At 36.8% G+C, this 25,360-nt stretch carries 23 protein-coding genes; 4 read left to right on the plus strand and 19 right to left on the minus strand.

Annotated elements, in window-relative coordinates; genetic code table 11:
* Positions 1-2: 2 nt before the first annotated feature.
* The 3 genes from BN3326_RS09720 to BN3326_RS09730 form a co-directional block, all read right to left on the minus strand.
* Positions 3-1,346, minus strand: coding sequence for an extracellular solute-binding protein (locus BN3326_RS09720; RefSeq protein ID WP_069998997.1), 1,344 nt, complete (start codon positions 1,344-1,346; stop codon positions 3-5).
* A gap of 208 nt (positions 1,347-1,554) precedes the next feature.
* Complete coding sequence (locus tag BN3326_RS09725) at positions 1,555-3,192, minus strand: response regulator (RefSeq protein ID WP_069998998.1); 1,638 nt, start codon at positions 3,190-3,192, stop codon at positions 1,555-1,557.
* Positions 3,189-4,949 carry a cache domain-containing sensor histidine kinase gene (locus BN3326_RS09730; protein ID WP_069998999.1) on the minus strand — a complete coding sequence of 587 codons (1,761 nt, stop codon included), beginning with the start codon at positions 4,947-4,949 and terminating at the stop codon, positions 3,189-3,191. The genes BN3326_RS09725 and BN3326_RS09730 overlap by 4 nt, the downstream gene beginning before the upstream one ends.
* 212 nt (positions 4,950-5,161) lie before the next feature.
* Here BN3326_RS09730 and BN3326_RS09735 point away from each other — a divergent pair, with 212 nt between their 5' ends.
* The gene (locus BN3326_RS09735) at positions 5,162-6,040 is read left to right on the plus strand and encodes a YitT family protein (RefSeq protein ID WP_069999000.1); all 879 of its coding nucleotides are present in this window, start codon (positions 5,162-5,164) and stop codon (positions 6,038-6,040) included.
* Between the two features lie 95 nt (positions 6,041-6,135).
* Complete coding sequence (locus BN3326_RS21980) at positions 6,136-6,303, plus strand: hypothetical protein (protein ID WP_171903809.1); 168 nt, start codon at positions 6,136-6,138, stop codon at positions 6,301-6,303.
* Positions 6,304-6,491: 188 nt separating this feature from the next.
* On the opposite strand, the gene BN3326_RS09740 is transcribed toward BN3326_RS21980, so the two are convergent.
* Complete coding sequence (locus BN3326_RS09740; protein WP_083258627.1) at positions 6,492-8,393, minus strand: diguanylate cyclase; 1,902 nt, start codon at positions 8,391-8,393, stop codon at positions 6,492-6,494.
* A 284-nt stretch (positions 8,394-8,677) separates the two neighbouring features.
* Between BN3326_RS09740 and BN3326_RS22370 the strand changes: the two genes are divergently transcribed.
* Together BN3326_RS22370 and BN3326_RS22375 are read left to right on the plus strand one after the other, a co-directional pair.
* Complete coding sequence (locus BN3326_RS22370) at positions 8,678-8,962, plus strand: FAD-binding protein (protein WP_069999001.1); 285 nt, start codon at positions 8,678-8,680, stop codon at positions 8,960-8,962.
* Positions 8,959-9,336 carry a BBE domain-containing protein gene (locus BN3326_RS22375; protein WP_069999002.1) on the plus strand — a complete coding sequence of 126 codons (378 nt, stop codon included), beginning with the start codon at positions 8,959-8,961 and terminating at the stop codon, positions 9,334-9,336. Before BN3326_RS22370 ends, BN3326_RS22375 begins: the two co-directional genes overlap by 4 nt.
* A 62-nt stretch (positions 9,337-9,398) precedes the next feature.
* Here the strand turns inward: BN3326_RS22375 and BN3326_RS09755 are convergent, their stop codons facing one another.
* The 15 genes from BN3326_RS09755 to BN3326_RS09825 form a co-directional block, all read right to left on the minus strand.
* Positions 9,399-10,130, minus strand: coding sequence for a Crp/Fnr family transcriptional regulator (locus tag BN3326_RS09755; protein ID WP_069999003.1), 732 nt, complete (start codon positions 10,128-10,130; stop codon positions 9,399-9,401).
* Between the two features lie 52 nt (positions 10,131-10,182).
* A complete protein-coding gene (add, locus tag BN3326_RS09760) occupies positions 10,183-11,184 on the minus strand; it encodes an adenosine deaminase (protein WP_069999004.1) in 1,002 nt (333 codons plus the stop codon).
* Between the two features lie 4 nt (positions 11,185-11,188).
* Positions 11,189-11,818 carry a YczE/YyaS/YitT family protein gene (locus BN3326_RS09765; RefSeq protein WP_069999005.1) on the minus strand — a complete coding sequence of 210 codons (630 nt, stop codon included), beginning with the start codon at positions 11,816-11,818 and terminating at the stop codon, positions 11,189-11,191.
* A gap of 84 nt (positions 11,819-11,902) precedes the next feature.
* A complete protein-coding gene (locus BN3326_RS09770) occupies positions 11,903-13,021 on the minus strand; it encodes a BMP family lipoprotein (protein ID WP_069999006.1) in 1,119 nt (372 codons plus the stop codon).
* A 12-nt stretch (positions 13,022-13,033) separates the two neighbouring features.
* Positions 13,034-13,699, minus strand: coding sequence for a deoxyribose-phosphate aldolase (gene deoC / locus BN3326_RS09775; RefSeq protein WP_069999007.1), 666 nt, complete (start codon positions 13,697-13,699; stop codon positions 13,034-13,036).
* 375 nt (positions 13,700-14,074) lie between these two features.
* Positions 14,075-14,908, minus strand: a complete 834-nt coding sequence (locus tag BN3326_RS09780) for a purine-nucleoside phosphorylase (protein ID WP_069999008.1) — start codon at positions 14,906-14,908, stop codon at positions 14,075-14,077.
* A gap of 10 nt (positions 14,909-14,918) precedes the next feature.
* The gene (locus tag BN3326_RS09785) at positions 14,919-16,244 is read right to left on the minus strand and encodes a pyrimidine-nucleoside phosphorylase (protein WP_069999009.1); all 1,326 of its coding nucleotides are present in this window, start codon (positions 16,242-16,244) and stop codon (positions 14,919-14,921) included.
* Positions 16,245-16,335: 91 nt separating this feature from the next.
* Complete coding sequence (locus BN3326_RS09790; RefSeq protein ID WP_069999010.1) at positions 16,336-17,289, minus strand: ABC transporter permease; 954 nt, start codon at positions 17,287-17,289, stop codon at positions 16,336-16,338.
* On the minus strand, positions 17,286-18,380 hold the full coding sequence (locus BN3326_RS09795) for an ABC transporter permease (protein ID WP_330389684.1): 1,095 nt from the start codon (positions 18,378-18,380) through the stop codon (positions 17,286-17,288). The genes BN3326_RS09790 and BN3326_RS09795 overlap by 4 nt, the downstream gene beginning before the upstream one ends.
* On the minus strand, positions 18,370-19,902 hold the full coding sequence (locus tag BN3326_RS09800; protein WP_069999011.1) for an ABC transporter ATP-binding protein: 1,533 nt from the start codon (positions 19,900-19,902) through the stop codon (positions 18,370-18,372). The genes BN3326_RS09795 and BN3326_RS09800 overlap by 11 nt, the downstream gene beginning before the upstream one ends.
* 24 nt (positions 19,903-19,926) lie before the next feature.
* A complete protein-coding gene (gene cdd / locus BN3326_RS09805; RefSeq protein ID WP_442857205.1) occupies positions 19,927-20,346 on the minus strand; it encodes a cytidine deaminase in 420 nt (139 codons plus the stop codon).
* 16 nt (positions 20,347-20,362) lie between these two features.
* Positions 20,363-21,535 carry a phosphopentomutase gene (locus BN3326_RS09810; protein WP_069999013.1) on the minus strand — a complete coding sequence of 391 codons (1,173 nt, stop codon included), beginning with the start codon at positions 21,533-21,535 and terminating at the stop codon, positions 20,363-20,365.
* A gap of 347 nt (positions 21,536-21,882) precedes the next feature.
* A complete protein-coding gene (locus BN3326_RS09815; protein ID WP_069999014.1) occupies positions 21,883-22,350 on the minus strand; it encodes a Gmad2 immunoglobulin-like domain-containing protein in 468 nt (155 codons plus the stop codon).
* A gap of 200 nt (positions 22,351-22,550) precedes the next feature.
* A complete protein-coding gene (locus tag BN3326_RS09820; RefSeq protein WP_141722893.1) occupies positions 22,551-23,861 on the minus strand; it encodes a PLL family lectin in 1,311 nt (436 codons plus the stop codon).
* 99 nt (positions 23,862-23,960) lie between these two features.
* Positions 23,961-25,325 carry a hypothetical protein gene (locus BN3326_RS09825; protein ID WP_069999015.1) on the minus strand — a complete coding sequence of 455 codons (1,365 nt, stop codon included), beginning with the start codon at positions 25,323-25,325 and terminating at the stop codon, positions 23,961-23,963.
* Positions 25,326-25,360: the final 35 nt, after the last annotated feature.

Below are 25,360 nucleotides of genomic sequence, written 5' to 3' on the forward strand. Positions count from 1 at the left end.
GGTTACTTAAGTGCATCCATTTCATCTACAAATTGTTGTGGTGTTTTAGTACCTGCAAATACTTCTTGAACTAAAGTTTTGTGTTTTTCTGCTGCTTCACCGCTTAATTTTGTATCCCAAGCAAGTACAAAACCTGTTGCTTTGTTTGCAAGATCAACCATTTGCTGTACAAGTGGATCGATCGTTTCACCTTGTGTATCAATTTTCCACGCTGGAAGGCCTGCCCCTAGGATAAAGCTTTCTTTTGCCATATGTTCTGCCATATAAGCTGCAAATTCAGCTGCTTCTTTTTTATGTTTTGTATTATTATTAACCATAAAGCAGTCGATTGCTCCGCCTAAGAACTCATCTTTATTACCTTTTGTCCCTGCAATACTTGGGAAGTTCTTTGCAACTACTTTATCTTTAACCATAGAGATATTTTCGTCTTGAACCTCACCTGCGAACCAGCTGCCTATATAAAACATTGGCACTTCACCACTTAAGAATGCCATTTTAGCTTCATCATATGTAAATGCCATCGATGCTTCATCAAAAGTTTTTGCCTGAACGAGTTCACTAAGGAGCTGTGCACTATTTAGAAATTCTGGTTGATTAAAAGGAACCTTTTTCTCAAGTGCTGCGTTAGATCCATCAGCTCCAGCTTGACGAAGTGCCAGAACGTTTTGATAAAACATCAGTGGCCAACCATCTTTTGCGCCAACTGACATTGGTACAATTCCTTTTGCATTAAATGCACGAATAGCCTCTAAGTATTCTTCATAGGTATCAGGTACTTTAATACCATTTTGGTCAAACATCTCTTGATTACAGTATAAGATACCTACCCATGAAACAAATGGCAGCCCATATAATGTATCATTATAAGTTAAATTAGATCTTTGACTTTCAAGTAAATTCCCTTTTTGTTCTGATGTTAAGTACTCTTCTATTGGAAGGATTTGACCTGCATCTACGAAAGGTTGTGCAAAACCAGCTCCCCATGAGAAAAACACATCCGGGCCTTCATTTGCAGCCATAGCAGTCTTGATTTTTGTTTTATAAGCTTCATTTTCACTGGCATCAATCTCAATTTCTACATTTGGGTGTTCCGCCTTGTACTGTTCAAATACCTTCATAAAAGATTTTGCATTAGCATCTGCATCTGTAGTCCATAAATGCCACACACTTAACTTAATCTTTTCCTCTGCCGATGGAGTTTCTTTTGCAGCATTCCCAGATGATGTCTCTGTAGCCTTCCCTGTTTGTTCCTTAGGTGCCTCTTGTTTTGCTCCGCATCCTACACTAGATAAAGCTAAGATTCCACTGATCGCGCAAGTTAATAATTTACTCCAGATTTTCCTCATACGCTTCTCCCCCTAAATATATTTTTGTTACATTTATATCATACAGTGTTTGCAATTATCTTATAATTCATTTTTTTTACTATAACCTTTAAAAATTTTACTTCTTTATTGTGCATTATTAATATTTAAACTTTATCCGTTCTTATTCTTTAGTTCATTTTGCTATACACCTTTTTCTATCTGTCAGGTGCATTTTATTGTACATCTATTACCCCTCATGAAATATTAACTTTTTATAATCTGTCATTGACATACCTATGTATTTTTTAAACGAAGTGCTAAAATAATTAGGATCTGGTACACCTACTTTTTCACCTATTTCATAAGCCTTTAAATCTGTACTTCTGACATACTCAAGTGCTGCCTCCATTCTGATTTTATTTAAATAGTCCTTAAAAGCAATTCCCTTTTTTTGTTTAAAGATACGGCTCAAATAGCTTGGGTTCATATAAAAATGCACTGCTATTTTATTTAATGTAAGCCCATAATCACTCATATTTTCCTGAATGTATTTTGAAATTTCTTCCATAGAATCATTGACCATATGGGTTTGTATGGCATTAATATTTTTCATAAGCTTTTCGGCCAAAGACACTACAAGCCGCTTAGCTTGCGGGATATTTGTAATAGAGGCTACCTCTTTAAAAAAGTCTTCTTGATAATACGCAATATCCTCTATTTGAATAGCCATAGATGTAATCATATAAAATAGAACCGAAATGATCCGTGTCGTCTGAATTCTTATATGAATGGTAAAGTTTTGCTCTTCTATATTACCGTATTGTCCAATATTTTCATAAAGTGTATCAATGTATTCTATCAGCTGTTCATAAAGTCCTGCTTTTATCAGAAACTGCAGCTGCTCCATAGCATTTTCTTGTAAAACAGGTATTTGACGGGTTTTGTGAGTAACAATCTCTAAATCATTATAATAAATAACCTGATTTTCACCTAATACAGCTTTAAATTGCAGTGCAGTTGTTGCTTCATTGTAAGAATCCTTAACGTCCTCAATATTCTCTTTGATACTGCCTATACCAATAGTAATATCCCACTTGGGATGATGCATTTTCAGGCTTTCAAGTACATAATTGCATTCTTCAATTAGGTTGATATCTGCATTATTGCAGAATATCCCAATATTTTCTTTTGCATCTACTAGCACATGGATAAAAGGAATGATCTTCATACAGCTCTCCAAAAGTCGAACAGTGCCTATTAACTCAATAAGCCGTTCTTCTTCAGAGTGTCTTTTTTCTGCATTAAAACCAATCTCAATCAGCGCTACTTGGAAAAAGTGGTCCTTCAGCTCTAATTTCAAAAAATCCAGCTTGTCTACAATCTGTGCAAAAGAATATTTACTTCTAAATAGCTCCATAAAGAATTTTTCTTTCAGATAAGGTATATGCTGTTCAAGCTGCTGTCTAATCATACTATTTTCATAATCAAGCTGGCGTTGTTTCTCCAGTTTCTCTTTCACTTGAAGCACTGCGCTTTCAACTTCTGTTTCTCTGATTGGCTTCAAAATATAATTTTCTATCCCAATCTCAATACCATTTTTTGCATATTCAAATTTATCATATCCCGAAATAATGATTATCTTTATTTTAGAATAGCTCTCTAAAATCTTCTTTGACATTTCTAGTCCGTCAGTAACAGGCATATTAATATCTGTTATAATCAAATCCACAATATTTTCTTCTAAAAAGTCAAATACTTCTTCCGCACAGCTGGCTTCCCCTACTATTTGGCACCCTAGTTTTTCCCACTTAACACACTTCTTTAATAATTCTCTAATAAGATATTCATCATCTACTAACAGTACTCTTAAGTCATCGGTTTTCAATTATTCCCCTCCTCATCCAACGGAATCTCTATCCTAATTTTTGTCCCTTTATTACATTCACTTTCTATATGAAAACAGCTTTTCTCTCCAAAAAGTATTCTGATGCGCTCTCTTGTAGCTGGAATACCAATGCTCTTTTCATTTGTCGTATTAAGATTTATAAGCTCTTCACCTGATAGTCCAACCCCATTATCTTCTACCACAATCCATACCGTATGCATAACTTTTTTAATACTAATTCTAATAAGCCCTTTATTGCCCGACGGACGAATACCATGATAAATACTGTTTTCAACCAAGGGCTGCAAAATCAACCTCGGCACTTTAACCTCTAATACCTCTGCATCAATATCATATTCTGCCTCAAACAAATCTCTATATCTAATCTTTTGGATATAAATATAATTTTCTACCGTCTCAAGTTCTTCCCGGATAGGAATGATATCTCGGCCATTACTTAGGCTGGTTCTGTAAAAATTCCCCAAAGCTCTTAGACTTTCATAAGCCTCCTGGCTGCGTTCCAGCATAATGAGAGAACTGATTGAATCGATCGTATTATATAGAAAGTGGGGTTTAATCTGCTCCATCATAATACCCAGCTCTGCTTTTCTTTTAGTCTTCTGCTCTTGTATAATCCTGTTGATAAGTTTATGTATTTCATCAATCATAAAATTATAGACATTTTTTAACATACCGATTTCATCTTCATTGGTTTTCATCACTACCGGTTTGAAATGGCCATGTTCTACATCTTTCATGGAACTCATCAAAGTATGGATGGGACTAGTGATCAGTTTTGAGATAAAAAATGATCCCAATAGCATCAGACTAATATTGACTGCTACGATAGAAAATATCCCTATATTAAATACATTAAACTGCTCAGTTGCATCCTCAAACGGAATAACCTTTAGTATCTTCCATCCATATTTTCTGTTATTAATCCCTGTGATCATCATATCTTTATGATTCTTCTTAAAAATAGTCCAAAACTTATTTTCTTTCTCTAGTTGCTCGAAGTAAACTTCTTCATCAAAATCTTCTATAGGATTGTATCCCATTAAAGTTTGTCCATCTGCATTTTGTATAAAAATAGTCGCATTATTTTGATCATCAAGTCCCAAAGCCTTTTCTAGTACTTTTTGATCTAAATTAATAATTAGAAATCCAATTTTTTCTTGTCTTTGTAAACTATTAATGACTCTTATAAAAGATATCCCACTTGTTTTTCTGGCATCCACTAGCCCATGCTGGTTGAGTCTAAGAATAAATCCTCCTTTTTTTGCAAGAATCTCTTCGTAAAAAGACATTTGCTCAATATCCCTAAGTTCAATACTCTTTAGAGTGATCTTTTCCGTATAGTACTTCTTGCCTGAGTTGCTAAAAACATAAATAGAAGAAACCTTAGTATTAAAGTTAATAAATTCCTGCAAGAACCGATCCAGTCTTCTATAGGTTGGAAGTTGGTAAGTATCCTCATTTTCTAAAATCTGCTGAACATTTTGATTGGCTAAAAGTATTTTAGAATAATTATTAATATCCTCAATAAAGAGTTCAAAGTTACGACTGTCAGATTCTATCCCCTGCGTACCTATTTTCTCTATATTTTGATTCATGTAGTATTTATTAGTCTGTTCATAAATAAATAGGCTAAGCACAATACTCATAATAATTAAAGTAAAGTAATATAAGGTAATCTTATTACCTATCTTCATCTTACTCCAATTTGCTGCAATCTTCTTAGCTAGGTTCTGCACAATTTCCCCTCCATATCTACGGTTTCCTATATAAATTCATTGTATCAAATTTACACTATTTAAACTATTCCTTTTAGTAAGACTACTCTTTTTTTGATACAAAAATCACCTTATACACTTGTTATCAGATAAGGGGTTCTTCTTTTATATTATTGATTTAAGTTTACAATCCCGCTATAATTTAACCATCACTAAATAAGGAGTACCACTATATGCTTAAAGAGGATTTATTTAAAAAATACATAGCTATACTAAAAAATATTATACTGATTTTAATAGGCAATACCATCTATGCACTGGCAGTTACTATGTTTATTCTTCCAAATGGACTTATTACAGGAGGCACTACAGGTCTTGCACTTCTTATTTATCATAAAACAGGCATTCCTATTGCACTATTTGTTTCTGTCTTTAATATCGCCATGTTTCTTTTGGGAGCTGCTATTCTTGGTCGGGCCTTTACGCTTACTACACTTATTAGTACCTTTTACTATCCATTTATTCTGGGTATTTTTCAGAAAATTCTATTCCTGCAAGATATGACTTCTGATCGCCTGCTTGCTGCAATCTATGCAGGTGTTATGATTGGTTTTAGTATTGGCATTGTTATTAAAGCTGGCGCATCCACTGGCGGTATGGATATCCCGCCACTTGTACTTCATAAAAAGTTTGGTATTTCAGTTTCTGCATCTATGTATGGCTTTGATTTTGCCATTTTGCTATCACAAATGCTTTTTGCTAATAAAGAACAAGTGCTTTATGGCATTTTATTAGTCCTTATCTATACGCTTGTGCTGGATAAAGTATTGCTTCTTGGCCAGTCTCGTACACAAGTAAAAATCATAAGTGAAAAATATCAGGAAATTAACGAGATGATTATTAGCCGACTTGATCGAGGGTCTACGCTTATTCACGCCGAAACAGGCTACCACCATAATAAAAGTTTAGTAGTTCTCACTGTCGTTTCAAACCGTGAGCTTCCAAAGTTAAATCAGCTTGTTCTTTCTCTGGATCCTAAGGCCTTTATGATCATTAACCATATTAATGAAGTAAAAGGCCGTGGTTTTACTATAGACAAACTCTACAGATAATTTAGCACCCCTGCCTGTCACACTCATCCCAACTTTGGAATACTATATACGATCAGGGAAAGGAGGGGTTAATATGTTTAGTTACGGATTTGGATATGGGTACAATTATGGTTATGGCTATCCTTATTATGGAGGATGCGGCTATTCCTATCCTAGCTACAGCTATGGTGGATATAGCTATCCTTACTCTAGCTACGGTTACTCAGGATGTGGATGTGGCTGCGGCTGGGGTCGTGGCTACGGTTACGGCTATTACTAATTAATTTTCTTTGAACTCATTTTAGATTGTTTAAAGCACACTGTATTATTTAACACCCCCTATGAAAAAGCGACAGAGCTTTAACTTAATCTCTGTCGCTTCTACTTCTCTATATATTAGATATCTTTAGTTCCGTTATCCAAATAAGCTTGTAAAAAACAAAAAAAGCCAATAGCGATACCCCCTATTGACCTAGTTAACCTTATTTAACATACATTCTGCAATCTGATCTCTACCCTTTTCTTTTGCAATATAAAGCGCTTTATCTGCTTGATCTATAAAATCCCTTAATGAAATTTTTTCTGTCGCTATGATTGTACTTACCCCCAAACTGATTGTAACATACGCATTAGTCAAAGAGGCTCTATGAGGAATCTTTAGGCCTTTAACACCTTTTCTTAGGTTCTGGGCAACACGCCTTGCATCATCAGCCGCTGTATCTGGCAGCAATATAACAAACTCTTCCCCCCCATAACGGGCAACAATATCTAATTTAGGCCGAATACTTCTTTTAAGCTCTCTGGCAATTTTTCTTAGGCATTCATCTCCCTCTAGGTGTCCATAACTGTCATTATACCCTTTAAAAAAATCAATATCTATCATTATGATTGAGAGTGGTTGATGCTCCCTTATGGATCTAGACCACGCCTTTTCTATTTGTTCATCAAAATGTCTTCTATTTGCAAGTCCCGTTAAGGCATCTATCTTCGAAAGGATTTTAAGCTTACTATTAGCTACTTCCAGCGCATGTGTACGTATTCTAATTTTTTCCTCTAAGTCCATGTTTAGTTCCTGGATTTCCTCAAACATTGCAGCATTCTCACCGGCTAATTGCTGCGCCTTAATATAATCATCATTAAACCGCCAAGCCAAAAATAACGCCTGAAGCAAAATAAAAATAACCATGGCCACAGATAAAGCTTCTGGTGTTTTTATGACATCTAACTCCCTCAATATATCATTTGCTGCGGCGATTAGAATAAAGCCTCCGCCTATAGCCATTGTATAGCTGCCTCTTGTTTTTTTAAATAGTCCGCGAGCTATTAATAAATAGATGATGAAACTCCCTATAACAACGTTAACCCATTGCCCATATTGAAAAAACCAGTCATAAACCTTAATGGGCGTAAAAGTCATAAATATAATAACTAGAATACAGATATATGTTGATGCCTTTGCAGCTTTTGCAAGCTGTGGTGCTTTAAATATATCCTTAACATAGATTACTAAGAGAGGGAGTAATATAAAGGTCGGTAAATAGCCTAACTTCATCATGATCTCCGGTGGAAAGTCCGGCCATAACCTTATCATGATACGTTCGTCTACTATACTGCCTCGTAAAGCAACAACAAAAGCTATCACTGATAAGCAAATGAGTGCTGCTTCTCTTTTATGTATAAAATATAGTACACAATAGTATAAGGCAATTACAATTAAACTGCCAAATAAAATACTCTCTTGTATTATCCTAGAATGAGTGAGCTTCTCGATCTGAGATGGCGTTCCAAAGATCACTTCATTTAAACGAATTCGCCGATGATGAAAGTTTGCAATTTGTACAACAATCTCTACTTCTTCCTTGTCACTTTTAAACACTACCTCAGTAGGCAGATACTGTGCCTTAAAAGATTGTTTACTTGTCCCTATAATCCCAGCTTCAAAAAGAAGTTCATTATTAACCCATATTTTATTTGCTGATGCAAAATATTTAAACTTAAGTCCATATAATTTTCCTATTTCACTTATTTTAAGTTTAACCCTAAGTGTGCCATAACCATTTTGAGCCTCATGACTTTTATCCTCTGGAAGATACTGAGATACTTCACAAGGTATAGCTATATAATCCTTATCAGCATTACTGCTCACAAAATCTTGTGGCTGTAGAAGTTGCATCCAGTAAAATTCCCAGTCTCCATTTAATGCTATATGACTTTTTTCAAAATCCCATGCTGAAAGATCAATAAACCCTCTTTTAACCATTGGCTCGCTTATTAATGGCTTCGCATAGCACATTGGAGATGTTACAACTACTGAAAGAAAACTTATTGCAATAAGAATAGGCAGCAACACCTTTTTCAATTGAATACGTTTCATCGCAAGTACCTCGATCGTCTATTTTTTTATACTTAAACTTTTAAAGTGATGCCTTCCCTATATGTATATATGTATATCACAAATTTACAGAAAGAGTCAACAATTTCTAAAGTTCTTGTTTTATCTTATATTTATTAATTATACGAGCTCTTATTATGATCATTTGCATTTTTTTGTCTATTGAATAGTGCATAACACTATTTTGAAAACGTAGCAAAATACTAAGTTTGTACATAAAATAACTTATAAACTAGTATTCATCCTTATAGGACGGTGATCTATTTATGGAAATTATTACCTCACATAGTAATCATTATAATGAAGCTAGACAGATATGGAATAGGGCTATACAAAAGTATCCTATGATTATAGCCTACTGCAAAACAGTTGAAGATGTTAGAAATGCAATATTAGAAGCAAGAAGGTGTAATTTAGAAAACCGTGTACGTTCTGGCGGGCATAATTATGAAGGTTACTGCATAGCAACTGATGCCTACATCATCGATATAGGCAGTTTAAATCTAGCGGACGCTTTGTGTCTAAAAACTACAGCACTTCGGAACTATTGAAACTAGTTGATATGATTAACGGTAACGGACCTATTGGTTCTATCATGACAGCTTTAAATGTCTTTGGACTAGGTGGCAAAGTCAGCGAACTTTGTCCATCTGATACTGCATTTTACTATCGCGATAGTCACTATATCTTACTCGTTCAATCTGTTTTTGAAAACAATGTTTATAAAGCCCAGAATGTACGCTGGGTTTCTAAAAATTATAAGTTGATCTCCAGTATGACTACTGGTGCCTATATTAATTTTCCTTTTTATCCTCTCGAAGATTGTCTCTATGAATATTACGGTGAAAACGCATCTTCTCTTCAATGCATAAAACAGCACTATGATCCTCTTAATATCTTTCATTTTCAGCAGAGTATTAAATAAAAGCCAAAAAAGCAGCCTCTTTAATCATAAGGAGCTGCTCTTCTTTCAATTCAATAACCTATTTATTGCTCAACTATTGGAGATATATAGTGCTTCATCTTTAAATATTGATCTTCTAAGATAATAATTCTATTGCCATCCCGCCCAATGTACCCATCCTCCTCCATCTTCTTTACTGAACGGTTGATTGTTTTTATGCTTAGTCCTGAGCAATCCGCTATATCTTGTCTTGTCAGCTTTATAACACATCTTTTATTTTCAGACATTTGCTCATAGAGCTGCATAAATAAAAGGATTACTCTGTCAATTCCCTGCACAAATAGAAAAACTCTCTCTTTTCTTGCTTGTTCAAGAAGATAAGTTCCAAGTGTCTTGGTTTCAAGCAGTAAAGTATTAATATCTTTTCTCATCCATTCTTCAAATTTACTCTTCGAAACGACCAGCATTTTGCAAGGTGTTACAGTGATAAGCGTAGTCATATACTTCTCAAGTTCTAATAGTATCTCCATAGAGCCAAAAACTTTAACGGGATAAAACCACATATAATCATAAGCAATACCAAAAATCCTATAGTCAATGGCTTTTACAATACCTTCAACCAATATATAAACCATATCAACTTCTCTATTTTCTTTAATAAATACATTATTTTTCTTCATATGAACGACTTGAAAAGAATCTAAGAGCCACATAGGGGCATTTGCTAGATACTTATTCAAATAGTCTTTTTCCTTGCCTCTTAAGTGATTTTTTAAAGCAACTACTTTATCAATATTACTCTCTGCTCTTTCCATAGCTCTATCCTCATTTCATTTAACCAAGCACATATCCTGCATTTTATTGTTTTTAAGCCTTGTGCAGTGCACTTAGCAGTTCATTTTTCACATGATCTTTTGCAAAAGATACTTCTGCTGCATTTTTTAATAGGTTTATAATAACTTCTTTATTATAATGCATATTTTCATAAACAAGCATTAACTCCTCTGTAATAGAAGTATTGCTTACTGTCCTATTATCTGTATTAATCGTCGCTAGTAATCCTTTTTCTAAAAACAATTCTAATGGATAGTCATGCCAGCTGTCTATGGCTTTTGTCTGCAGATTACTAGAAGGGCACATCTCAATACCTATTTGCTTTTGTCTGCACAGCTTGATTAAAGCCTCACTCTTTCTAAGGGCAATCCCATGTCCCAGCCTTCTAGCTCCGAGTTCAATAGCTTCTTTAACATTTTCAACGCTCCCACATTCCCCCGAATGAATAGTAAACGGCATATCCCACTGCTTTGCCTTATAAAAAAGTTCTCTTTGCATCTGTGTCGGATAGGCTGATTCGTCCCCTGCCAAATCCAGTGCGCATACCCCATGGCCTAATAATACTCTTGCTGTCTTTAACATCTCTATATTTTTTTCTGCTGTGTGATGCCTCATCGCACAAACAATGATGCCTCCATGTACAGCATATCTCTTTTCCCCTTCTTGTAACCCCGAAACAACACTTTCAATGACCTGTCTACAGTCTAACGTCTGATTAACAGATAATAGAGGGGCAAATCTTATCTCTATATATTTTATATTTTCAGCTGCCGCTTGCTTAAGTAAATTAAGGGTTGCTGCCTTAAGACCTTTTTCTGTCTGCAAACATTTAAGTGGAAGCTCAAACTTCTTTAAATATTCCGTTAAACTCGTACAGTTTTCTGATACCTGCAAAGCATCTTTTAGCCTATCATCTGGTAGCAAAAACTCGCTTCTGGCGAGCTGCTCCCGAACTGCCTCTATTCCCATAGAGCCATCTAAATGGCAATGCAGATCTATTTTGGGTAACTTTTGAATCCAACTTTCATTCCGCATCTTTTTAGGCCTCACAATTTTCTAAATGAATGATTTTTATAATATTATCAGCTATCCATTGTATAACTGGTCCAGCCGTAAATGCGGCAGCTAAAGTTATAATCCCGAGTCTTCCTCCCAAAATAACACCTATTATTACCATCGTTATATCAAATGCAACTTTAGTATTTTTATAGTCCCATTTTATTTTGTCTCCAATTACCATAACCAGACCAGTAAATGGATCAAGTCCAATATCCATAGCAATAAAAACAGCTACTCCAGCATATAGCATAAGACATCCAACCACTCCCATCAAGCTGCGTAGCAGCAAGCTTTCTGATATACCAAGCATTGCATATAGTTTTGTACCTATTCCTACAAAAAAGCCATATGGCAGTATATAAATAAATGTACCAATATTCACATACCTTCTGCCAATACAAAGCAGGAGGATAATCAGTCCAAAATTTACGATGTTTGATGCCGCTCCCAGCTGCTCTCCTGATAAATCAGCAAAACTTCTTACCCCATCATATACAATACCGATAGGGTCATTACCAAGCATCGTCCCTGCATTAAACGAGACACCCATCCCTACTAGAAAAATCCCCATTAATGCACCTATTATTTTAGCTATATTCTTACTTTTCATCTATTTCCTCTTTCTTAATTGATACAGAAGCCACCTTAAGGTATATTTACTTTAAGATGGCTTTTGCACTTCATTTATAAAAACTTATTTAATGGATTCAACTTTTACAATAGTAGTTGGTACCTGAGCTGCATCTTCTGCAATATCATTTTTACTAATTTTTATAGCACCATCTATAATTTGTTTATAGATCGCATCATATTTTTCTTGATTAAATTTTTCAAATTTTGAGCTTTCCATTGGTAACTGTACATTATTTGTTGCAGCATCTAAAGTAACTGATACGCCACCTTCAAATTTGCCGGCATAGTACTCACTAAGTGCATCATAAACAGATTTACTTAAGTTTTTCATAGCAGATGTGATAACTGTATTGGATTCACCTGATTGATCAACGTCAACACCAATTACTTTTGTACCTGCAGTTTCTGCTGCTTTCATAACTGAGTTACCAACACCGCCGCCGCATGCAAAGATTACTTCTGTTCCTGCATTAAACCAAGCCGCTGCTTTAGACATATTTTCTGGAGAAGCATCAAAATTACCTACATATGTATATTTGATATTAATATCCCCTTCAGCAAGACCGAGTTCTTTTGCTGCATACTCTGCGCCCTCTATATAACCATATCCAAAACGCACAACAGCTGGTACTGCAATACCACCCATAAATCCTAAGTTTTTGTAGCCTTCATATACGGCAGCATAACCAGCTAGGAATCCAGCCTGCTCCTCAGCATAAAAAATAGACTTTGTGTTTTCTTTAATGTCATAGTTATAATCACCATTATGAGGTGCTCCATCTATAAGAATGAATTTAATGTCTGGATATTTAAGCTGTGCATTATAAACAGGTACTTCAAACAGATACCCAGGACACACAATAACCTTCGCGCCACCTTTAACAGCAAGCCCAATAGATGTCATAAGTGCATCATCTGATTTTTCTGATGGCTTATAATACTTATGTGTGATATTGTTCTCTTTTGCATAAGCTTCAACCCCTTCCCAAGACCCCTGGTTAAATGACTTATCATCAATCGTTCCTACATCTGTAATAAGCGCAAGCTCAGATCCCCCTGTGTTTTCCTGCTGTACCTTTTGTCCATCGGCAGCGACTCCACTATCTTTTGAACCACACCCTACTAATGTTGCTGCCACCACTGAAGCAGCTACTAATAAACTAATTAATCTCTTTTTCATATACTCTTCCTCCTAATATCCTTTTATTTGTTGACCTTTTATTAAATGAACAGCTGAGCTCGTGCCAATTCTGTCACATCCCTCATTCAGAAAGGTTTCTAAATCCTCTAAACTCTTTACACCGCCAGCAGCTTTGATCTTTACTTCTTTTCCAATATGCGCTTTAAAAAGCTTAATATCTTCAAGTGTCGCACCATCAGTTCCAAATCCTGTTGATGTTTTAATATAATCAGCGCCAGCCTCAGTAACCACTTTACACATCATAACTTTCTCTTCTTCTGTTAGATAACAGGTTTCAATAATAACCTTTAAGATTTTACTCCCCGCCTCTTTTTTGAGCGCAGCGACCTCTTCCCTTACAGCTTCATAATTGCCATTCTTCACATCACCGATATTAATAACCATATCAATTTCATTGGCCCCATCTGCAAGTGCCTGTTTAACTTCTGCTACCTTTGCTTCCTTCACACTATATCCAAGCGGAAAGCCTACTACAGTACAAATATTAATCTTATCTCCATACTTATTATGTACACGCCTTATATAGCACGGCGGAATACACACCGAAGCCATCTGGTACGCTATCGCCTCATCGCACAACTTCTCTATATCCTCCCAAGCAGCAAACGCCTTAAGCTGCGTATGATCGACATGTCCTAGCATTTCTTGTATTTCCATCTTACCCCTCCTTATTTAAATTGATTTTATTTAATGACACCATTCTAGATTAATAGTATTTTAATATTCTTAGCTAGTATTGTTAACTCTGTCTTCCAAGGTTTTATAAGTACGAGCACTTATCAACGACTAGCAGGGGAGATTTTAGGGTTCGGAAGTTGCCTCTGGAGAATTTCGTATAGAAAATCTTAGCAGTTTATTCAAATGGTTTTTAGCCGCACTGTATTGATCAACCGACTAAAGTCGGCAGCGAGTTTGCGGCGTTCATAACCTAAAATGAGAAGTACACTCATTTCAGGTGGAAGAAAGTGCTTAGATTTTTAGAAATGCGCAAGCGAGTAACTGGAGAATCCTAAAATTCCCCTACGGACCTAATTATGAAATTGCCCCAATCTCAGTAATAGCCTTTGTTATTAACGATTTAAATAACGGCGCCACCTTATCCGCAGTTTCTTGTACTTCTCCATGTGATAAAGGCTGATCTGTCATCCCGCAGGCCAAGTTTGAAATGCAAGAAATACCGCAAATTTTCATCCCCATATGATTAGCTGCCACAGCTTCACAAGCTGTACTCATCCCAACAGCATCCGCCCCTAGGATTCTGCACATCTTAACCTCTGTCGGGGATTCAAAATTTGGTCCTGAAAGCTGAAGGTAAGCGCCTTCTTTTAGGGTAATACCTAAAGACTCTGCTGTATTTTTGATGATACTTCTTAGGTCTTTATCATAGATTGTACTCATATCCGGAAAGCGGGTGCCCAGTTCATCAATATTACTGCCCATAAGCGGGGATTCTACAAAACTTGCAATTTGATCTGTAATCAGCATAAAATCTCCAGCCTGAAAATCAAAATTTGTACCACCTGCAGCATTAGTTAGAAATAATATTTCTGCCCCCATCATCTTCATCAATCTTATAGGCAGAACAACATCACTCATAGGATACCCTTCGTAATAATGCACTCTTCCCTGCATAATGACTACAGGCACTTCATTTATATACCCAAAGATAAATCTGCCTTTATGCCCCGGCACCGTAGATACCGGAAAGCCTTCAATGTCATGATAATCCAAGGTCGCTTTAATCTCTATGGACTCTGCATAATCTCCGAGTCCTGACCCTAATACCAGTGCCACTTTTGGCTTGAAATCAATCTTTTCTTTGTAACAGTCATAACACTTTAATAACTTTTCATAGACTTTATTCATTTTGGCCTCCTTATAGATATCTTTCTACTTTGCCTTTTTCAATTCTTGCAAAAATAAGCGGCTCTTTTTTAGTTTTTTGATCTGTAATCGTAACTGCCTCTATAAATTGAGCCCCAGCCGACTCAAATAGCTCCTTTTTGCCTGCATATAAAGTTGCAAGGACAGCACCTTCTTCTACATAATCTCCTGTTTTATGCACAAGGATAATCCCTGCTGCATAATCAAGTACACTGTCTTTTGTTTCTCTTCCTGCCCCCAGCATCATCGATGCAATACCACAGGCCTCTGTATCCATATATGTGATATAACCTGATTTTGGTGCTTTGACTTCATAAGATAATGCTGCCTTTTCGAACTTAAGAGGATCTTTTATAACCGAAGCATCTCCTCCTTGCGCTTCTACCATCGCTATCAGATTTTCGAGTGCCTTGCCGGTTTGAATAGCCTCTTTCGCCATCTCCATGCATGCTGAAAGCTCTCCTTTTCCACCCAGATACAGCATGTTGGCAGCTAAACTTAGACAAACTTCCGTTAAATCTTCCGGTCCATTGCCTTTTAGGGTTTCTACCGCTTCTATCACTTCTAAGGAATTGCCAATATTATTACCTAGCGGCCGGTCCATATCTGTAATAAGCGCCGCTGTTTTTCTGCCTGAATTTTCACCGATTGCCACCATACATTCAGCAAGCTTAATGGATTCTTCAAGGGTTTTCATAAATGCTCCGCTTCCTGTTTTAACATCCAGCAAGATACAATCACTGCCTGCTGCAAGCTTCTTGCTCATAATAGATACAGCAATAAGCGGAATACTGTCTACTGTAGCCGTTACATCACGAAGGGCATACAATTTCTTATCTGCCGGTGTTATATTGCCGGATTGACCGATAACACTCAGTCCCGTTTGATTGACCACATCAAAAAATTCTTCTTGAGTAAGTGAAGTCTTGATCCCAGGAATAGCTTCCATCTTATCGATCGTACCACCTGTATGTCCTAGCCCTCTGCCCGACATCTTAGCTACTTTTACGCCGCATGCCGCTGCAATCGGAGCAATAATTAATGTGGTTTTATCTCCTACTCCCCCAGTTGAATGTTTATCAACTTTGATCCCCGCAATCCCAGAAAGATCTACCATATCTCCAGAACGAGCAACTGCATCTGTCATAATAGCAGTCTCTTCATCTGTCATCCCTTTAAAGTACACTGCCATTAAAAATGCTGACATTTGATAATCTGGAATACTTCCTGTTACATAACCTTCTATAATATATCTAATTTCCTTTTCACTTAACGCCTTACCATTTCTCTTCTTCATGATAAGATCATACATTCTCATTATAATTGCACGTCCTTTCTTCTTAAGCCCAGCAACCTATCCAAAAACTAGTTCTAATGTAGGTTTTTCAACCCCTCTTGGTGTGAAACTTCTACCTACTCCCTTTATCGTATGGAATACCTTCTGCCTTTGGAGCCTGTGAGTTTTTAGATACACACGCTAGTACCACAAGGGTCGCCACATAGGGAATCATCTTATAGACTTCATTAGGAATAGGTAGATCCTTTAAAACTGGAATACCTGAATAAGTACTCGCTAATGTTTTCATAATGCCGAAGAAAAACGCTGCGCGAATAATTCCCTTTGTACGCCACTGCCCAAAAATCAAAACGGCAAGGGCCAAAAATCCATATCCAGCAACACTGCCGTTAAAGTTTGTTGAAGTAGGAATAACAAAGACCAATCCGCCAATACCGGCTAGTGCTCCTGAAATAATAACACCGGCATATCTGATTTTATAAACATTAATCCCTACTGAGTCTGCTGCTTGAGGATGCTCCCCACATGCACGGAGTCTTAGTCCAAACTTAGTACGGCTAATAACAATCGCCGAAATAATGAAGATGATAATACCCAAATAAGTTGTAATATAGCAGTTTTGAAAAAACATCGGCCCAATAACAGGAATGTCGCCTAATATGGGTACTTTGTTAATATGAAAAGTATCTACAAACTGAACCTGCTGAACCCCCTGCACCATCCTTGCTGCAAAAACAGCAAAAGCCGGTGCAAACATATTTAAAGCTGTGCCGCTAATAGTCTGGTCTGCTTTTAAGTTAATAGATGCAAATGCATGCAAGAGTGCAAAAACACCACCGCTTACAGCAGCAATAGTAACTGCAAGTATCAATAATCCCTGTCCACTCAAACTGTCTTGAAAAACATTGATAAAGAAGATACTTATAAAAGCCCCCATGACCATAATGCCTTCTAAAGCAATGTTAATAACACCACTTCGTTCAGCAAACATCCCTCCTAGAGCAACAATCAAAAGAGGAATGGCAAAAAACATAGTTTGCTGAATAATAAAATAGAATATGTTCATAATGACTTCTCCTCCTTATTCTTTTTGATCAAGGTATGAATAACATTTTTAAAGAGTAGTGCAAATGCGCCAAAATAAATGATCACTGAAATAATAATATCTATAACCTCAAGTACAAAATCATACAGCTGAAGGTTATACCCCCCTACTGTTATATGGGCAATAAAGAGTCCCGAAAATAAAATACCGATTGGATGTGACAAACCAAGTAAAGCTACTGAGATACCATTAAATCCTTCTGATGCAATAACATCCAATACTTGAAGGTATTTTCCGGATCCTGCAAGATAAAGCAGAGCTCCGCCGATACCTGCGAGTGCTCCTGCAATACTCATCGCGAGCACGATATTACGTTTTGCGTTAATCCCTGCATATTTACTGGCGTGCGGATTCTGTCCACAGGCTTTTAGTTCATAACCAAAAGTTGTTTTTTCTATTAATATGTAAATAATGATGACAAAAAGAATCGCTATAAAAATACCTATATTCATATTGGACCCCAGTATTTTATCAAGACCCGCTTTAGGTAAATGAGCACTTTTAAGAACAGGCATTGATTGGTTCTTAACCTGATCATAAACATTTTTAACGACCATCATATTGACAAGATACATACCAATATAGTTCATCATAATGGATGCAATAACCTCATTCACATTTAAGAAAGCTTTTAAAATTCCCGGGATCAGCCCCCATAATGCGCCACAAAGTGCTGCAGCCAAAAGTGCAATAATCCAGTGAATTTCTCCTGGAAGCCCTGCCCACTTTACGCCTACAAAAATAGCAGCAAAAGCCCCCATTGTAAACTGTCCTGAGGCACCAATATTAAAGAGTCCTGTCTTAAATGCAAAACCTACTGATAACCCTGTCATGATGATCGGTGTGGCTACATAAAACATTTGCCCTATGCCAGAAGCACCATCCGCAAAGCCGCCTTTTAATATCATTAAAAATCCTGGGAATGCCTGCGATGGATTACTGGATAATAATATTAAAAGTCCAAGCAGTAAGCCTGCAATAATCGCGAGTACAGAAGATGAAAAATTGATCAGCATTTTGTTTTCTGTTTTGTTTTTTTTCTTAGCCCGCACTACTAACACCTCTTTTCGTTCCTGCCATATAAAGACCGAGCTCATTTACTGTCACTTCATCAGGTTTTACATCTGCAACGATTTCACCTTCATACATTACCAGAATACGGTCACTGAGTGTCATAACTTCATCTAGTTCAAATGACACTAATAGTACTGCCTTTTCATTGTCTCTTTGTTTAACAAGCTGCTGATGTATATATTCGATTGCGCCAACATCTAATCCGCGCACGGGCTGAACAGCTATAACAATATCCGGATCCCGGTCAAGTTCTCTGGCAATAATTGCCTTTTGCTGATTACCTCCAGACATCCCTCTCGTTAGTGAGTTTTCGCCCTGCCCTGAACGAATATCAAACTTCTCAATAAGATATCTTGCATAGTCACTAATCGCTCCAAATTTTAAAAACCCATTTTTTTGGAACTTAGGTTTAAAATAGGATTGAAGGACAAGGTTTTCTTCCAAAGAATAATCTAACACCAATCCGTGTTTATGCCTGTCTTCTGGAATATGCGCCATCCCATCTAGGCACCTTTGGCGAATAGATTCCTTTGTAATGTCCTTTTCTTTTAGTATCACCGTACCTTCATCTATTGGCATGAGCCCAGTGATGCCATATACCAGTTCAGACTGACCATTCCCATCAATCCCTGCAATACAGACGATTTCTCCTTTTCGCACCTTAAAAGATACGTTTTCTACAACATTTTTATCAGTATGCTTTGATCTTATCGTCATATTTTGGACTTCTAAAACCGAATCCCCTTGTTCTACTTTTTTCTTATCTACAGAAAGATTTACCTTTCTGCCAACCATCATCTCTGACATTTCTTCTTTTGAAGTATCACAAACATTAACCGTGCCTATATATTTCCCTTTACGCAGCACACTGCACCTGTCTGCTGCTGCTTTGATTTCATTGAGCTTATGGGTAATAAAAATAATCGATTTGCCTTCTGCTACCAATTGCTTCATAACCTTTAACAGTTCCTCAATTTCCTGTGGAGTCAGTACAGCAGTAGGTTCATCAAAAATTAAGATTTCATTATCACAATATAACATTTTTAAGATCTCAACTCTTTGCTGCATACCCACCGTTATATCTGATATATAAGCATCTGGATCAATTTTAAATTTGTACCGCTCGCTTAGCGTAATGATTTTTTTTCTAGCCTCATCCATTTTAAGAAAACCTTTTTGGGTGACTTCTCTTCCAAGAACAATGCTTTCTAGTACCGTAAAATTATGTACCAGCTTAAAATGCTGATGCACCATGCCAATACCTAAATTATTCGCATCGTTTGGGTTATTAATTTTCACTGCGTTGCCTCGTATTTTAATCTCACCTTTTTCTGCTTGATAAAGACCAAAAAGCACACTCATCAGCGTAGATTTCCCTGCGCCGTTTTCTCCGAGAAGCGCATGGATCTCGCCTTTTTTCACCTGCAATGTAATATCATCATTTGCTTTAAAGTTACCAAATTCTTTAGTAATATGATTCATCTCTATTACATGCTCCACCCTAATCCCTCCTTATCTTAGTATTTATTTCAAGTCCTCTTTTGTAAAACTAAGCGGCAGCAGTTCCTCTAGTAGAAATACTTTATAGTCTGTTTCGCTTTTTCCTAAAATAATACGAAAAGTTTTTGGATCGCAAAACTCTGCCATTACCTGTCTGCAAACACCACACGGTGCGCAAAAGTCTCCCTCACCTTTTTGGGTTTCAGCTGGACCTCCAACAATTGCAATAGCTTCAAAATCCATCTGCCCATCCGAAACAGCTTTAAAAAAAGCAGTTCTCTCTGCACAATTTGTAGGGCTATAGGCTGCATTTTCAATATTGCAGCCTAAATAAATCTCACCATTTTTTCCAAGAAGTGCTGCGCCTACTTTAAACTTGGAATAGGGCGAATAGGATCTTTCCCGTGCTTCAAAAGCTTTTTCAATCAGTACCTTATCTTCTATCATGTTTATTTCCCCTTTACTTTAAGATTTCACTTAAAAAACTGCTTCCGTCGATATCCACTTGGACATCAAACACTTCCAAAATAGTCGCTCCAATATCAGCGAAAGTTTCCCTTGTTCCAATAGATATATTTTCTTTGATACACTTACCATAAGCGAGCATTGGCGTATATTCTCTGGTGTGGTCTGTACCTTGAAATCCTGGATCACATCCATGGTCTGCTGTAATGATTAAAATATCATCTGCATTCATCTTTTCCATAAAAACGCCTAGCTGCTCATCAAACACGGTGGCGGCTTTTGCATACCCCTCAATGTCATTGCGATGTCCATAAAGCATGTCAAAATCTACAAGATTGACAAAGCATAACCCATTAAAATCCTTTTCCATTACTTCCAGCGTTTTTTCCATACCATCTACATTACTTACAATAGCCTGCGTTTGCTGTATGCCTTTTCCTGCAAAGATATCATAGATCTTCCCAATTCCAATGGTATCAAAACCTTTTTTAGTTAGTGCATCAAGCATCGTTACTTTAGGCGGGATTAAAGAAAAATCATGACGATGGGCAGTTCTTTTAAACTCTGGATAGGTTCCAATAAAAGGCCTTGCTATAACTCTTCCCACCCCATGTTCACCTTGCAGTATTTCTCTAGCTATTTTACAATAATCATATAGCTCTTCAAGCGGAACTACCTCTTCATGCGCCGCTATCTGAAAAACACTATCTGCAGATGTATAGACAATCAAATCCCCTGTCTCTACATGCTGCTGTCCATAGTCATTAATAACTTCTGTGCCTGAATAAGGTTTATTGCAAATAACATTCCTTCCTGTTTTGTTTCTAAATTTTTCTAATACCTCTTCTGGAAATCCATCTGGGTAAGTCGGCAGCGCTTTTTCAGATACTACGCCTGCTATTTCCCAATGTCCTATTGTCGTATCCTTACCCATAGATTTTTCCGCCATTCTTCCGTAAGAACCGATGGTATACCCCTCAGCTTCCGAAGCGCTTACCCCGTCAATATTAAAGAGTCCCATTTTTTTCATATTTGGGGTGTTGTATGCTTCCTGCTTTACAATTGAAGCCAGCGTATTGCTCCCTTCATCCTTAAATAAAGCAGCATCCGGTAATGCCCCTATTCCAAAGCTGTCTAATACAATTAAAAAAACTCTCTTTGCCTTCATATTCTCCCTCTTCTCTTTGTTGCAAAATACCAACGTTTTTTTGCAAAGCTTCATAAAATACGCTCTATAAAATATTTTTAAATTCAGATTCACATTTAGTAAAAATTGATTAATCTTTCCCTTTGTATGTGTAAATTATATGTACTTTGCCGAATCAAAAAAAGGTCATCTGTCCTTCTTTTGCAATAAGAAATTATTTCTTTTAACACCTCTAAACTATTCAAGATTTTTTTAGCTATAATAGACAACAAATAAAAAACACAAAAAAAGATGAGATAACTGATTTATTCAGCTATCTCATCTCATAAATAATTGTAGAAGCTTTTTCTTTTCACTACAGCCAATACTTACTTTGTTACTGTGACAGGGATTTGAAGCTGATTTATTCTAGAACCATCTTGGGCACTTTCTTCGAAGAGGATCACTGTCCCAGAATAATTAGCTACCTCATCAAATTTAATGATAATCTCAAATTCTCCCCATTCCGGAGCTGCTGCCGAAGCTGTTGCAAAACCTTCATCTAATATATAGTGTCCATCTTCAAATTCATAGCGTATAGTCCCTTCATACACCCGTGCCAGACCTCTTACAACAATACGATCTTGCACCTCGGCATTTGGAGTCGGTTCATAAATTTTAAAAGCTTCATTTTCCAGTACAATTTGACGTGCTTCATCTGTCCTCACAGGCTCTTGTTGTTCTTCCTTTTCAATTTGTTCCTCTTTAGGGCTAATGATTTGCTCCTTGCCGCAAGAAGATAAGGTCATTAAACTAGCTCCTATAATCATCATAAGTGCCAATACTTTTTTCTTCATCTGTATAACCTCCTTTGTTACATACCTTATCTTATTTTTTCCTTTTTATTCTTATTTCATTCTTTTTTATCAAACCTCGTTAAATAGAGGTTCTTATATTTAAACCTCTTAAGCTTTTAAAACTTAAAAAGCTATAGCCTAAATACTTTGTTCAAGTATCTTGCTATAGCTTTTAGTTTATTTCTTATAGCCCTTTTTAGTTATGGCCTCCAAATATGCCAGAGATGATTATCCTGACCTCTTCCAAATACATCAAGTCTATTACCGCCCCACGATACTGCCGCAGGCTCTGATGTTAATGTTCCGCCAAGAGATTGCCAGCCACTCCATCTTGTTCCGTTCCAGGTTCTAAAGAGTAATTGGTTATTGCTTCCACGAGCAAAAACTTCAAGCCGGTTAGGTGCTGTTGATGCAGCTGCTGGCCCTCCGTTTATCGTTCCTCCACCTAAATCTTCCCAGTCGCTCCATCTCGATCCGTCCCACCATTTATGCCATAAACTATTGTTTTGTCCGCGCCCAAATACGTCAATACGATTAGGCCCCCAGGATACTGCTGCAGGCGCTGATGTGAGCACACCGCCTAAGCTTCCCCACTCACTCCATCCTGATCCGTCCCACCACCTATGCCACAGCGCATTATCTTGACCTCTTCCAAATACATCAATACGATTTGGCCCCCAAGATGCGGCTGCAGGCGCTGAAGTTAATATGCCGCCTAAGCTTCCCCATTCGCTCCATCTCGAACCGTTCCACCACTTATGCCATAGCGCATTATCTTGACCTCTTCCAAATACATCAATACGATTGGGACCCCAGGATACTGCTGCCGGAGCTGATGTGAGTACGCCACCTAAGCTTCCCCACTCACTCCACCTTGAACCATCCCACCATTTATGCCACAAAGCATTGTCTTGACCTCTTCCAAAAGTATCCAAGCGATTAGACTGCCAGGATGCCACCGCAGGTGCCGATGTTAAAATGCCACCAAGATCTTCCCACTCACTCCACCTTGAAGGTGGTTGCTGAGGTGGTTGTTGTGGGGGCTGTTGCTGAATACTTTGTAGTGTAAAGCGGATAATAGATCTTATGATCTGGGATATACGATTCATAGGGACGCCAAATCCTCTTAAAGCCGCAAAAACGAGTTGATTATCACGTCTATAAGCATCAAAAATTCTATTGGTCTTCTGTTCAATGCCTCCTGTATACTTATCTTCTTCTCTTAGTACATAGGTTACAATATTTCTAAAAATATTGCGCAGTACAACTCTTTGTATTCTATATCTCTGAAGCTCCAAGTAGTAGTTATTAAATTCCCTGTTAACAAGCCCCATGATTCTATTGATGTCCTGGGGTCTCTGACGTATCACATCATCTTCGTTTAATTTATCATTATCTTCTTCATATACATCTAGGTAATCTGTTATTATATTATTGCAAAATGGGCAAATATTAGTGTGATCGTACTCTCGTCTTTGTAAATTGGGATGGTCCTTATAAGATTCATTCATTTACTAATCATTCCTTTAAATGACACTATTATATGATATGAAACGGCTCTCTACATTATTAATAAAAGATACATTTAAATGGCTATTATCTAAATAAAGTTATTTTATTGTAAGGTTCCTAATATGCGTATTATAAAGAGAGGAAGTATTCCACTTGGGATATGGAAAGTAAAAACTATTTAATAGTTCCAAAGAGGTAATGAGGGTATAGTTTGTTATGCATTTATTTTTGGGCGTCATCACAAAAGTAAGATGATTAAAATACCTAAGCTCTTCAATTAATTCTGGAAAGATACTATCATCAGCCTCCCACATAGTAATAAAAGGTCCTTCTATATTAAGCGTTTTGTCTTTTGCAAGTCCTGCATAAGTACGAGCAGCCCGAATACTAGTGGCTTTAGAGGAAGAAAGAAAATAGGCTCCAAAACAGAATAAGACCTCATTAGAAATCGAACTTAATCGTTCAATAATGGTATCAAGTTTTGCTAATCTATCTGTAATAGATTTATTTTCACTGGTAAAGCATATCTCCTTACTATCTGTTGTGGTATTAGAAGTACCACTAAGATTTGACTTAGTAACAGCGTATTGTTTGCATTCCTCTTCAGCTACTGATCGGTCATTTGTATTATCAATTTCAGAAGTCTCACTATAGCTGAGACCTAAACTTAATTGAGGTAAATCCTTAGGTTGAACCACTGCTAATGGCGCAATAATTATACCTTTTGTCGTACTGCATTCATTAGTTATGCCATTAGTAACTGTGCAGGAAGTACCATCTGTCTCTGTAATACTTTTGGATATCTGCGTAGAAGGGTTTTTTGCGAAGCTATGGGTTAACTCATACTCTGTCTGACTAAAAGAAGATAATTCAGTATACAAGTCTTCTAATTCTTTGATAAAACACTTTATTTCATCACCTATACAAGAAGATGCTAAAAAAAACGCTACAAAATCTTCCTTGTTCATTAGTTCTAGTAACTTTTGATTAATAGGGGTATTACTTGAAGACGTATTATTAGGGATAACTATAGCAGAAGAAAGCGCCTGATAGCTGTCAGGATTAAATACCTTAGCTAAAATCAGAGAGCTCTCCTCTAAAGATAGTTCTCTCACTTCACTATTGGGATAAGAACTTATCAAACCACTTTTAAGAACATCTAATGCAGTACCCATGCTTTTAGCTGCTTTAACGCCTACATAAAAAGTCAGTTTATGATGCGAAGATTGAAGAATATAGCCAAATACCCCATTCAAATCACCTAGTGTGTCAAGAACAAAGCTAAAAAAATTAGGAGATAGAGGTTCTGTAAGCATTTCAATTTTAAGGAGTATAATACTGCCTGCCTTATTTGACGGACAAAAGGTAAGGTTATGAAGATTATTAAGATACTCTTTATTAACTAAAAATTTATATAGATTCAGAAGTTCATCTAATAAGCTTTCATTTCGAGGATTGTGCATAAAAAGACTACTCCTTTATACGCCGTAGTAATTAC

Origin of the sequence: Cellulosilyticum sp. I15G10I2 (assembly GCF_900095725.1) — a bacterium.
GTDB lineage: Bacteria > Bacillota > Clostridia > Lachnospirales > Cellulosilyticaceae > FMMP01.